A 12,745-nucleotide genomic window follows, 5' to 3' on the forward strand; every position below is an offset into this window, starting at 1 on the left:
TGCGTCGTCACTCTCATGCGTGGTCGAGTAGGGGCCGCACCTCGCGGCCGAGCAGCTCGACGAACCCGGCCAGGTCGGGCTCGTCGGCCGTGGGCTGCACCGCCACCGCGGAGGCGCCGGCGGCGGCCAGGCGGAGGACACCGTCGGCGACGGCCCGGGCGTCGCCGGCCGCGCCGATGCCGCGCCCGGGCTCCGCCCCCCACAGCGGCAGCTCGGCGTCGAGTCGCTGCTGCGCGTCGGCCCCGGTCGCCGCGATGAGGGTGGCGTACACGCCGGGCGCGGGCCGGCCGGCGGCCCGGGCGGCGGCGCCGGCCGTCTCGGCGGCCGCGCGCACGTCGTCGGGAGTGAGGGCGTTGGCGAGGATGACGCCGTCGCCCAGCTCGCCCGCCAGCGCCAGGGAGCGCGGCCCGACGCCGCCGAGCAGCAGCGGCACGTCCGGCGCGGGCCAGTCGAGGCGGACGCGGTCGAGCGTCACGTAGCGGCCCGACGTCGTCACCTCGTCGCCCGCGAGCAGGTCGCGCAGGGCGTCGGCGTGCTCGCGCAGCAGCGTGAGGGGCGACGACGCGCGCACCCCGGCCTGTTCCATCCACTCCTGGACGCCGTGACCCACGGCCGGCACGAACCGCCCGGGGAACATGCGGGCGACCGTGGCGACCTCCATCGCCGTCACGGCGGTGCTGCGCAGCGGCGCCGGCATGAGGCCGATCCCGACGCGGATCCGCTCGGTCCAGGCGAGCGCGGCGGCGGCCGACGCGACGCCGCTCTGCTTGAAGCAGTCCTCCCACACCCACAGGTCGTCCAGGCCCGCGGCCTCGACCGCGGTGGCGAGGGTCCGCAGCGACTCGGGCGGCATGGTGGGGACGAAGGCGACACCCAGGCGGACGGCGGGTCGGGCTTCCGGGAGCGGGGCAGGCGTGACCGTCATCACGTCATCGTGCCGCGGGACACCGACACCCGCCCGGCCCGCCGGCCGGGGCTGCGCCTCGGGTCAGGCGGGCTCGTCGCGCAGGTAGGCGAGCTGGGCGACGACGGACTGTCGCGCCGCCCGGCGCACGGCCGGTGCCACGTCCGCGTAGACGTGCGCGACCACGGCGTCGGCGGTCTCGCCGGCGTCCTCCCTGCCGTCGCCGGGTGCCCGGCCGAGCGCGGCGAGCGCGGCCCGGACCTGGTCGAGGCGCTCCAGGCGGTGGGCGCGGTACGCGCGGACGGCGACGCCCAGGTCGTCGATCGCCGGGCCGTGCCCGGGCAGGCCGGCCCGGCCGTCGCCCACCCGCTCGAGAACATCCAGGCTCGCGAGGTAGTCGCGCAGCGAACCGTCCGGCTCGGCGATCACGGTGGTGCCCTGCCCGAGCACCGTGTCGCCCGTGAGCACCACTGGCTCCGGCGACCCGGCGCCGTCGGGCACCGTCACGACGAAGGACACCGAGTCGGCGGTGTGCCCTGGCGTCGCGAGGACGTCGACCCGGAGGCCGGCGGCGTCGATCGACTCGCCGCCGCGCAGCGGGTCGCCACCGTGGCAGTGCTCCGGGTCGGCAGCTCGCACCGGGGCGCCGGTGAGCGCGTGCAGGCGGGCGGACCCGGCCGTGTGGTCGGCGTGGCGGTGCGTGACCAGCACCAGCTCCACCGGGCCCGCCGCGGCCAGGGTGGCGAGGTGGCGCTCGTCGTCGGGTCCCGGGTCCACGACCACGCACGACGCCGAACCCGGCGCGCGCAGCACGTACGAGCGCGTGCCGTCCAGGGTCATCGGGCCGGGGTTGTCCGCGCGGACGACGGCGACGTCGGTCATCAGCTGGTCCTCTCTCGCGGTCGTCAGCCGCCGCGACCGACGTGGCGGACGGGCCCCTGGTACGCGGCGACGGTGGTGTCGCTGGTCAGCAGGGTGGAACCCGTCATGATGGCCTGCGCCACCAGCATCCGGTCGAACGGGTCCCGATGGACGGCAGGCAGCCGGGCCGCCGTGACCGCGTGGGCGCCGTCGACGGCGAGCTCCACGAATCCGAGGGCCAGGGTGGTCGCGCGAGCCACGTGCGGGTCCAGGTCGAAGTCGGCCCGGCCCAGTGCGGACTTGATGCCGATCTCCCAGATGTTGACGGCGCTGAACCAGATCTCGGGCTCGGGGTCGGCCAGGATCTCGGCGACGTCGTCGGGCAGCCGTTCCGGGAAACCGAGCGTCCACACGAGGACGTTGGTGTCGAGCAGGTACCTCACCGGGCGCCCGCCGCGTCGTCACCCTCGAACAGGGCGGACACCTCGTCCTGCGCCCAGTGGTCGAAGTCGTCGGGCATCGTGAACCGGCCGCGCAGCGGGCCGAGCTCCCGCCGCGGCCGTGCCGTCGCGTCGGTGCCGACCAGGCGGGCGACGGGTCGGCCGGCTCGGGCGATGACGACCTCCTCGCCGGACTCGACCGCCGCGAGGAGACGGGAAAGGTGGGTCTTGGCCTCGTGCACGTTGACGGTCTTCACGCTGCCCTCCGGGACCCGACTGGACTAAGTCGAGGTTAGTCCGCCTGCGTGGCCGGCTGCAACGTCACGCGGCGAGCGCCTCGGCCAGCAGCTCGAGGGTCTGGACGCGGCCGGGGGTGGCGTCCAGGGGCTCGGACTCGTAGGAGCCGGCGACGGGCACGACCATGACCTCGTCCGCGCCGTGCCGGACGGCGAGGTCGCGGAGCTGTGCTGCGGCCTGGTGGGGCTCGCCGACCACCCAGCGCGAGCGCATGTCCGCGACGATCTGCTCGGCCATCGGGTCCAGCGGGTCGGCGGCGGCCTGCTCGACCGTCTCGGCGCGGCCCATCGGCTTGCCGGTGCGCAGGCGTGCCATCGACCGCAGCTGCGGCAGGGCGCGCTCGTGCGCCTCGACGGCGGTGGGCGCCACGACCACGTTCACGGTGAGGAACGTCTGCGGCTCCGGGTGGGCGGCGCTGGGCCGGTAGCCGTCCCGGTAGAGGGCGAGCACCTGGTCGATGCCCGCGCCGGAGAAGTGGTTCGCGAACACGTACGGCAGGCCGAGCTCGGCGGCGAGCCGGGCGGAGTAGTCGCTGGAGCCGAGCAGCCACACCGTGGGGGCGCCGTCGGCGGCCGGGGTGGCGTGCACGTCGTAGAGGTTGCCGTCGCCGAGCCGGAGGGTGGCGCCGTCGGGGCTCATCAGGGCGAGGATGTCGCGCACGTGCTGCGGGAACCGCTCGACGTCCGACGTCGGGCCGGACTGCCGCAGCAGGGCCGTGACCACCGGGTCGGAGCCGGGCGCGCGGCCGATGCCGAGGTCGACGCGGCCCGGGGCGAGCGCCTCCAGCGCGGCGAACTGCTCCGCCACGACGAGCGGCGCGTGGTTGGGCAGCATGACGCCGCCGGAGCCGACACGGATCCGCTCCGTGGCGGCGGCGGCCGCCGCGATCATCACCGGCGGCGTGGACGCCGCCACCGCGGGCATGTTGTGGTGCTCGGCGAACCAGTACCGCTCGAAGCCCAGCTCGTCCGCCCGGCGCACCAGCGCGAGCGAGGCGGCCAGCGCCTGGGGGCTGGACTGCCCGGTGCGGACCGGCACGAGGTCCAGCACGGACAGGCGGGGGGACGTGGGCGCGGGGGTGGGGGCGGCGGCGTTCATCGCCTGGGACAACCCTCGAAGGCGGGACTCCTATTCCGTCGTGGGCGTGATATTGGCCCCGTATCGGCACCGAAACAGGGCCAAGATCACGCCCTCCACGTCAGGGGAGAGGGTCGCGGAGCCCGCTCGCGCGACGCACGGGGTGCGCGACGGCGGCGCGCACGGCGTCGGCGGTGCCGACGACGCGCACGAACTCCTGCGCGCGGGTGACCGCCGTGTACAGCAGCTCGCGGGTGAGCAGCGGCGACGTGGGTGGCGGCAGCACGAGGGAGACACGGCGGAACTGGCTGCCCTGTGCGCGGTGCACGGTCATGGCGTGCACCGTCTCGACCGGGGGCAGGCGGTGGGTGCGTACCCGCAGCGGGGCCCGAGGGTCGCCGAACACCGCGACCACCGCGCCGTCGGCCGGGTCCCCCTCCGCGACGAGCACCCCGGTGTCGCCGTTGTACAGGCCGACGTCGGCGTCGTTGCTCGTGACGAGCAGCGGGCGGCCCACGACCCACGGCGTCCCCGGAGCCGCCGGCGACAGGGGTCCGTCGGCCGTCGCGTCCTCCACCCAGGCCTCGACCTGTGCCGCCCAGCGGGCCACGCCGACCGGGCCGCGCCGGTGCGCCACCATGACCCGGTGCGCGTTGAGCGCCTCGAGGGCACCCGCGGCGTCGCCGTCCCGGGCCGCGGCGACGAGCCGTCGGCCGGCGTCGACCGCGTCCTCGTGCAGCCCCTGGACGGCGGCCTCGTCGAGGCGTTCGGTGTCCGCCTCGACCAGCTCGACGCCGCCGGTGCCCGCGCGCAGGACGTCGAGGACGGCGTCGGCGTCGCCCTCCCGGATGGCCGCCGCGAGCGGCAGGATCGCGGAGTCCTCGCCCTGCCGGTGCACCGTGACGAGCCGCACGACGCCGTTGGCCAGCGCCGAGCCCGGCTTCCCGCCGCCGGTCCTCCGCTCGTCCGTGTCCTCGCCAGTGCCGCCCTCCATGCCCTCGAACGAGCCGCCGAACGTGCCGCCGTCCGGCCGCGTGGTGGTGACGTGCTCGTCCAGGCGCTCCACCACGGCCGGGCGTGCGACGAGGTCGCCCAGCACGGCCCCCGCCTCGACCGACGCGAGCTGGTCCGGGTCCCCGACGAGCACGAGCCGCGCGTCGGGTCGCAGCGCCTCGAGCAGACGCGCCATGAGCGACAGCGGCACCATCGACGTCTCGTCCACGACGACGACGTCGTGCGGCAGGTGGTGCCCCGCGTGGTGCCGGAACCGCGTGGCGCTGCGGTAGCCGAGCAGCCGGTGCACGGTGGTGGCCTCCGGGCGGCCTGTGCGCTCGCGGTCCTCGGGCGGCAGGGCTCCGACGACGTCGCGCACGGCCTCCTGGAGCCGGGCGGCGGCCTTGCCCGTCGGTGCGGCGAGCGCGACGCGCAGCGCGGGGTCGCCGTCGACGTCCTGGAGCACCGCGAGGAGCCGTGCGACGGTCGTGGTCTTGCCCGTGCCCGGCCCGCCGGTGAGCACCGTGAGCCGGCGCCCGGCGGCGTGCGCCGCGGCGAGCCGCTGTCGGACGTCGCCCGCCTCGGGGAACAGGCGGGCGAGCGCCGCCCCCAGCCGGTCCGCGGCGGCGGGCGCGAGCGGGGGCGCCTGCAGCCGCGCGTCGACGAGCCGCCGCACGGTGAGCTCGTCCCGCCAGTACCGGTCGAGGTACAGCCGCCCGCCGACCCAGCGCGCGGGCCGGTCCTGCGGCTCACCGGCGCCGACGGCCACGAGCGGGCTGGCCTCGATCGCCCGCAACCAGGCGGCATGCTCGGGCCACGGCGGGGGAGCGGCCGCGCCGGGGCGGTCGCCCGGACCGTCGGCCGGTGTGTCGCCACGGTCGGCGTCCTCGGGCACCGCGAGCGCGGCGAGCTCGGCCGGGTCGTCGAGCCGCACGCACACGGACCCGCCGCGCAGCGCGCGGACGGCGAGCGCGACGGCGAGCAGCACCGTCGTGTCGTCCTCGCCCGTCAGCCGCCCCAGCCGGGCCGCGACGTGCACGTCCGTCGCGGCGACGAGCCCCGCGGCGTTGAACTCCCGCAGCAGGTCGGGCGCCGTGGCGGCGAGGCGCACGTCGCCGGAGGCCTCGGCCGCGAGGCCCCGGAGGGTGGTGGTGCCGGTCATGCGTCGCCTCCGTCGAGCAGCGCGGACAGGGCGGGCACCAGCCCGCGCGGCGGCACCCACGACACGACGCCGTGCGGGGCTCCGTCGGGCCCCGCGGGGGTGTCCGGGCCGCACATGCCGCGGACGAACAGGTACAGGCCGCCGCCGAGGTGGACGTCGGGGTCGTAGCCGGGCAGCCGCCACGCCAGATAGCGGTGCAGGGCGACGAGGTAGAGCACGAGCTGCAGCGGGTAGTGGGCGTGCAGCATCGCGTCGACCGTGGCCTCCGGCCGGTAGTCGTACGCGGTGAGCGGGGCGTCGAACGCGCCGAGGCGGTTCGTCTTGTAGTCCACGACGAGGAAGCGCGGCGTCCCGTCGTCCCCGGGCACCCGCAGCACCGCGTCGATCGACCCGGTGAGGTAACCACGCAGCGGGCGGGCCGCAGGGTCGGACGCCGCGAGCTCGGCGAGCACGGCCGGGTAGGCGGCGAACGCGTCGTCGTCGCCCAGGAAGCGGCCCAGCACCGTCGCGATGCCGGCCAGGGTGGCGCCCTCGGGCGCGGGGTCGCTCCCGCCGGCGCCCGTGCCCGTGTCGCCGTCGCCCCCGGCCAGCGGGAGCTCGAACTCCAGCTCGGCGAGCCGGTCGCGGGGGACGACGTCCGCGAGGGTGCGTCCGCCGGCGAGCGGGCCGAGCGGGGTCCGCGCGACGACGCCCAGGGCGGCGGCGAGCTCGGCCGGGTCGGTGCCCGGCACCCGCGTGGTCGCCGCGGCCGCGCAGCGGGCGAGCAGCTCGGCGTCGAGGTCCGGGGCGGCGGTGTCCGCGTACTCCAGCACCTCGTGCACGAGGGTGCCGAATCCGGTGCCCGCCGGCAGCCCCGACATGGGGGACGGCAGGTCGGCGCCGGGCGCCGTGCCGGGGTCTCCGTCGACGCCGCCCGGCCGCACGGCCGTCGGAGCGGCCTCGGCGGGCTCGTCCTGGACCCCGCCGCCCTCCGGCTCGGACTCGACGCCCCCCGGCTCCGTGCCACCCGACCCCGTCGCGGCCGCCGTCGTGGTGCCGGGCCGCGCCCCGTGGTGGGCGGCGGCGGTGAGCGCGGAGTACGACGCGCGGCGCCACGTCGGGTCGGGCACCCGGTCGAGGCGCGCGACGTCGAGCACGGGCTCGTCCTGCGCGGGCGGCCGCCAGCGTTCGGTCGGCGGAGTGCCCGGCACCTCCTCGACGGCGATCGTGCCGCCCGACGCCTGGGCGAGCGTGCCGAGCGCCGCCCGGACCGCGTCGTCACGCATCGCCTGCTGGGGGGCGTGCGGCGCGGGCTCGCCGCCGAGCGTGCGGTCGCCCAGCACGACGCGCGTCAGCCCCGCCTTCGCGGAGTTCGCCTTGGACGGCGCCCAGTGCGCCACCACCTGGTGCCGGGCGCGCGTCAGCGCCACGTACAGCAGGCGCAGGTCCTCGCCGCCTTCCTCGCGGCGGTGCCGCTCCAGGGCGGCGTCGTACCCGAAGGACCCGGGCCCGCCCACGTGCAGGATGCGTCGCCCGTCGCCGGCGTGGAACCGCAGCACCTCCGGCTGGCGCGGCTCGAACCGGTCCCACGCGAACGGCACGTACACGACGCCGAACTCCAGGCCCTTGCTGGCGTGCACCGTGACGACCTGCACCGCCGCGGCGTCCGTCTCGAGGCGGCGGCTGCGCTCCTCGTCGTAGTCCTGCGCGGCCTCGCGGATGCGCCGGCGCAGCCAGGCCGTGAGCGCGGACGCGCCCAGGCCCTCCGTGACGGCCGCGGCGTGCAGCACCTCGCCCACGTGCCGCAGGTCGGTGAGGTGGCGTTCGCCCGTGCTGGTGCGCATCAGGCGCTCTGCCAGCCCGTCGCGGGTCACCGCCTCCTGGAGGGCGGCGACGCCGCGCGACCACAGCAGCCTCGACCAGCGCCGCACCGTGTCGGCGAGGGCGTCGTGCGCGGCGTCGTCCGCGGTCGCGAGGCGCTCGGCGTCCCAGCCGACGAACGGGGTCAGGGCCAGCGCGGCCGCGCGCCCGTGGGCCCCCGGCTGCTCCAGCGCGGCGAGCAGGGTGAGCCAGTCGCGGGCCGAGGGCGTGGCGAACACGCTCGACAGCCCGGACACGACGGCGGGCACGCCGCGGGTCGTCAGCTCCGACCGCACCGCCTCGGCCTGCGCGTTCGTGCGGGTGAGCACCGCGACGTCGCGCGGCTCGAGCGGCCGCCACGCGCCACCGCCGTCGCCCTCGTCGTTCGCGGCGTCCGGGTCCACCAGCCGGTCGCGGCCCAGGCGCGCCGCGATGTCGGCCGCGACGTCCGCCGCGACGAGCTGGCGCGGCGGCCCGACCGGCGGCGTCTCGCCGGGCGACATCCCGAGGGCGGCCCGCGTCACCTGCCGCAGCCGCAGCGGTGCGCCGCCGTCGAAGCGCGAGCCCCGGTGCGCGGCGTCCACCGGCCGGACGACGATCCGCTCGTCGCCCAGCGCCGCGCCGCCCAGCACCGTGTCGAGGGCGCGCAGCAGCGGCTCGTCGCTGCGCCAGCTGGTGCCGAGCGTGGCGACGGCGGTCGCGTCCTGCTGCGCGTCGAGGTATGCGACGACGTCGGCGCCGCGGAAGGCGTAGATCGCCTGCTTGGGGTCGCCGATGAGCACCAGGGTGCGGTGGCCGTGGAAGGCGGTGCGCAGGATCTCCCACTGGACCGGGTCGGTGTCCTGGAACTCGTCCACCATGACGACGCGGAACCGGGACCGCACCCGCGCGGCCGCGGTGGCCCCGTGCGCCGGGTCGGCCAGCGCGTCGCGCAGCATGACCAGCAGGTCGTCGTAGTCCATGAGGTGCTGCGCGCGCTTGCGCCGCAGCGTCTCGTCGCGGGTCTCCTGGGCCACCGCCCGGCGCAGCGCGCCCGGGGTGGACGGCGTGCCCCCGCCCGGCTCGGCGGGCTCGACGCCGGCCTGGTGGTCGCTGACCGCGGCGCGGCCCAGGTCGGCCGCCATCGACGGCGTGAGCGCGGGGTGCGCCTCGTCGGAGAACCGGCGCACGTACAGGTCGTCCGACACCTCGCGCACGAGGTCGGCGACGTCGGCCACGAACGTCGCGGCCGGGTCGACGTCCGCCGCGATGCCGAGGGACGTGAGCATCTGCTGGCAGAAGCCGTGCGTCGTGGTGATCGTCGCCGCGTCGAGCTGGGACAGGGCGGCCGTGAGGCGGCCGCGGCGGCGCTCCAGCTCGGCGTCGTCGACGTCGGCGAGGAGCGCAACGACCGGGTCGTCGCTGAACGCCGGGTCCGGGCCGCGCAGCGCCCGCTCGGCGCTCACCAGCCGCTCGCGCACGCGGTCGCGCAGCTCCGACGTCGCCGCCCGACCGAACGTCACGAGCATGAGCTCGCGCAGCTCGGCGCGCCCCTCGGCCACGTACCGCGTCGCGAGCGCCGCGATCGTGAAGGTCTTGCCCGTGCCGGCGCTCGCCTCGAGCACCGTGGTGCCCTCGGGCAGCGGGCCGCAGACGTCGAAGACCGGCCGCTCGGGGACCCCCGCGATCCCGGCGGTCGCGTCGGTGCCGATGCCCGCGCTCATGAGGTGCCCTTCTGCTCGTGCGCCAGCAACGGGTCCCACACCCGCCGGGCGAGCGCGCCCAGCCGGGAGGGTTCGTCCGGGTACCTGCGCCGGTCGTCGTCGCCCGGCACCCCCGCGATCGCATCGAACGACGCGCCCTCGCCCCACACCATGAGGTGGTAGGCGTCGGACTTCTCGAAGCCGCCGTTCCACGTGAAGCGCGCCTCGCTCATCGCCTGCCCGGGGTCGCCCGTGCCGCCCCCGCGCGTGACCGCATACGCGTGCGACGCGTCGGGCGGCAGGGGGAGCGGCGCGCGGACGGCCTCGGCGCGCAGCGCGACCAGGTCGTCGAGCAGGCGCGCGGCGTCGGCGGGGTCGGGGGATTGGATCAGGCTCCACGCCGCCTTCGCCCCGCGGCCGGGCGCCCGCCCGACCGTGCCCGCGTGCCACTGCTGCCCAGTGGGCAGCCCGTCGTCGCCGCGCCGTCCTGAGCCTGTCGAAGCGCCAGAGGCCGCGAGCGCGAGGGTCTGCACCCAGGCGCGCAGGCGGTGCTTCGGGCCGAGCTTCGAGTACTCCGCGCGCACGACGCGGCCGCCGTGCACCCCGGGGACCGTGCCGGTGACGAGGACGCCGGAGGGCAGCGCGGCCGACACGTCGACGGCGCGCGCCGCCTGCTCGGCGCGGACCTGCCGCGCCATCGTCTCCACCGGCTGGACCCGCTCGACGACGTCGCGCAGCGCGGTGCGGCCCAGCTCGCGCGGCGGAGCCTGGCCACGCCGCCACTCGGCCTGGAACGCGCGCCCGGGGTCGGTCCCCCCGAGCACGGCGGTGAGGATCCGGTCGCCCGCGCCCCACGCGGCCAGCGGCGCCATCGTCAGGGGCAGGCGGTCGTCCACCTCGTCCTCGTCCTGAGCCACACGCACGTCGAGCGTGGTGCGCAGGAACCAGCGCACCGGGTGCTCGAGCATCGCGACGAGGTCGTCGAGGTCCACCTCCGCCGGGTCGGCGGGGTCGAGCGCGAGCGGCTCGGGCACGAGCAGCCCCGGCTCGACCCGCGTCCCCCTGCCGGCCTCCGCGCCCCGGAACGCCGCCGTGTCGAAGCTGAACGGCCCGGGGGTGCCCAGGGCGCCGGCCTCGAAGTTGCGCTCGCCGACCACCTGGAGCGGGTGCCGCACGACGACCTGGCGCCGCACGGGGCCGCCGTCCGACGCCTCGCCGACCCGGTCGAGCGCGTCCAGCAGCTCCGCGACGGGGACGGCGGGCGGGCGGGCCGCGCCGGTGCGCTCGTCGGCGCCCGAGTGCAGCACCACGAGGTGCTCGCGCGCGGCGGTGAGCGCATCGAGGAAGATCTGCCGGTCCTCGCTGCGCCGGTCCCGCTCGCCCAGCAGCGGGTCGCGCGCCAGGAGGTCGTCGCCGTCGGGCGTCGCGGACCGGGGGAACGCGCCGTCCTCCATGCCGAGCAGGCACACCACGCGGTGCGGGACGGCGCGCATCGGCTCCAGCGAGCACACGGTGAGGGCGCCGGTGCGGAAGCCCGCGCGGGTGGGGCGGCCCGCCAGCCGGTCGGCGAGCAGGGCCCGCACGTCCTCCAGCCGCAGCCCGTCGCCCGCGGTGGCCCGGCCCGCGCCCGCCGCCCGCACATCGCCGAGCACGCGGTGCGCCTGCAGCGACTGCCACGCGTCGTCCGGCGCCGGGTCGGCGAGCAGCGTGACGGCCCGGCCGAGCGTGTCGAGCCAGTGCTCCAGCGGGTGCGTGCCGTCGAGGTCGGCGAGCAGCCCCGTCAGGCGGGACACCAGCTCCGCGAACCGGCCGGCGACGTCCACGTCGGTGGACCCGACGTCGTCCAGCGGCAGCGCCGGGCCCACGAACCGCGAGTCCTCCTCGGCCATCGCCACGCCCAGCAGCACGCGGTCCAGCGCGGCGTCCCACGTGCCCTGCCGCACCCGCGGGTCGATGCCGAAACGCTCGCGCCGCGACCCGTCCTCGCCCCAGCGCACGCCCACCTCGACGGCCCAGGCCCGCCAGCGGTCGAGGTCGTCGTCGGAGAGGCGGAAGCGGCGGCGCACGGGCTCGGTCGTGGCGAGGTCGAGCACCTCCGACGCCGTGACGCGGCCGTCGGCGAGGCGCAGCAGGGTGGCGAGCACGCCGAGCACCGGGTTGATCACGCCCGGGCCGCGGTCGGCCAGGCTGACCCGCAGCCGCTGCCCGGGGTGCACCTGCGTGATGCCGTCGGGCGCGGCGCCGAACGTCGCCGTCACGAGCGGGGCGAACGACTCGACGTCGGGGCACATGACGATGACGTCGCGCGGCTCCAGCGTCGGGTCGGCGGCGAAGAGCCCGCTGAGCACCTCCCGCAGCACCTCGACCTGCCGCGCCCGTCCGTGGCACGCGTGCACCTGCACGCTGCGGTCATCGGGGGCGACCGGGCGCGGCGCGGCGTCGGGGTCGTCGTCGCGCAGCGCTGCCTGGAGCGCGCCGAGCAGGCTGCCGGGGAGCGTCGGTGCGGGGTGGGCGGAGACCCGCACCTCGGGGGCGCCGTCGCCGGGGGCGTCGAGGGCGCCCGCGAGCCGCAGCTGCAGCTCGACGGCGTCGCGGGCGGTGGAGGCCAGCAGGGGATGCCGGGCGGCGGGCGGCATCGCGGCGCGGCGCGGGCCCGTCGTCGCGCCCGCGGCGACGAGCTCGTCGACCGACCGCCACAGGGCGGGCGACGGGTGGGGCAGCCACAGGTGGACGTCGCGGTGCAGTGCGAGGGCGGCCAGCACCTGACGCTGGTCCTCGGGCAGCCGGGTGGGGCCGAAGACGGACAGCCGGGCAGGCAGGTCGACGCCCCCCGGGTCGGTGCGCAGCGCACCGACCGCCTGCGCCAGCACCTCCGCCGGTCCCGGGGCTCCCACGCGCTCGTGCACCCGCCGCCACAGCCGCGGCTGCCACGCCAGGTCGTCGGGGACGGCTGCGCCCGCCCCGTCGTCGTCGCGACCCTCGAGCCAGGCGGTGAGCAGGCCGGGCCGCTGCTGGGCGTAGGCGGCGAACAGCTCCGCCACCCGCTGGGCCAGCGCGACGCGGCGCGAGCGCCGCACGCCGTCGCCGTCCTCCCCGACGTACCGCGCGAGCGGCGCCGCCCAGCCCTCGTCGAGAGCGGCGTCGATCGTCTCCAGCACCGGCCACACGAGCCGGGCGCGGCGCCACGGGTCGTCGTCCGGCTCGACGCCGGTCACCGCCGTCACCGCCGACGCGACCAGCCGCGACGGCGACGCGAAGTCCACGTTGGCGCAGACGCCGGCTCCCGGGGCCCCGGCGACCCCGAGCCGGTGCGACAGCCGCTGCGCCAGCCACCGCTCGATGCCGCGGGTGGGCACCGCGACGACGTCGGGCGTGAACGGGTCGTCCGGCGGCGCGGCGAGCACCTCGGCGAGCGGGGCGACCAGCGCGTCGGAGCGCTCGGACCGGTGGACGTGCAGCACGTCCGCCAGGTTACGGGGCCGCGCCGACA

Annotated in this window: 8 protein-coding genes; all 8 read right to left on the reverse strand. The window is 77.6% G+C overall.

The features are described from left to right. Positions 1–13: 13 nt before the first annotated feature. Positions 14–925, reverse strand: coding sequence for an LLM class flavin-dependent oxidoreductase (locus tag ACH436_RS17395; RefSeq protein WP_430561452.1), 912 nt, complete (start codon positions 923–925; stop codon positions 14–16). Between the two features lie 63 nt (positions 926–988). Further along, a complete protein-coding gene (locus ACH436_RS17400) occupies positions 989–1,786 on the reverse strand; it encodes an MBL fold metallo-hydrolase (protein ID WP_430561453.1) in 798 nt (265 codons plus the stop codon). Between the two features lie 23 nt (positions 1,787–1,809). Continuing rightward, positions 1,810–2,208, reverse strand: coding sequence for a type II toxin-antitoxin system VapC family toxin (locus tag ACH436_RS17405; protein ID WP_430561454.1), 399 nt, complete (start codon positions 2,206–2,208; stop codon positions 1,810–1,812). After that, positions 2,205–2,462 (reverse strand): type II toxin-antitoxin system Phd/YefM family antitoxin, encoded by a 258-nt coding sequence (locus tag ACH436_RS17410; protein ID WP_430561455.1) that lies wholly within the window; start codon positions 2,460–2,462, stop codon positions 2,205–2,207. The genes ACH436_RS17405 and ACH436_RS17410 overlap by 4 nt, the downstream gene beginning before the upstream one ends. Before the next feature lie 64 nt (positions 2,463–2,526). Next, on the reverse strand, positions 2,527–3,600 hold the full coding sequence (locus ACH436_RS17415) for an LLM class flavin-dependent oxidoreductase (protein WP_430561456.1): 1,074 nt from the start codon (positions 3,598–3,600) through the stop codon (positions 2,527–2,529). Positions 3,601–3,700: 100 nt separating this feature from the next. Further along, the gene (gene recD, locus ACH436_RS17420; protein ID WP_430561457.1) at positions 3,701–5,734 is read right to left on the reverse strand and encodes an exodeoxyribonuclease V subunit alpha; all 2,034 of its coding nucleotides are present in this window, start codon (positions 5,732–5,734) and stop codon (positions 3,701–3,703) included. Further along, complete coding sequence (locus tag ACH436_RS17425; RefSeq protein WP_430561458.1) at positions 5,731–9,276, reverse strand: UvrD-helicase domain-containing protein; 3,546 nt, start codon at positions 9,274–9,276, stop codon at positions 5,731–5,733. The genes recD and ACH436_RS17425 overlap by 4 nt, the downstream gene beginning before the upstream one ends. Further along, positions 9,273–12,716 (reverse strand): exodeoxyribonuclease V subunit gamma, encoded by a 3,444-nt coding sequence (gene recC / locus ACH436_RS17430; protein ID WP_430561459.1) that lies wholly within the window; start codon positions 12,714–12,716, stop codon positions 9,273–9,275. The genes ACH436_RS17425 and recC overlap by 4 nt, the downstream gene beginning before the upstream one ends. Positions 12,717–12,745 lie beyond the last annotated feature (29 nt).

This window comes from Isoptericola sp. NPDC019693, from assembly GCF_044389085.1.
Taxonomy (GTDB): Bacteria; Actinomycetota; Actinomycetes; order Actinomycetales; family Cellulomonadaceae; genus Isoptericola.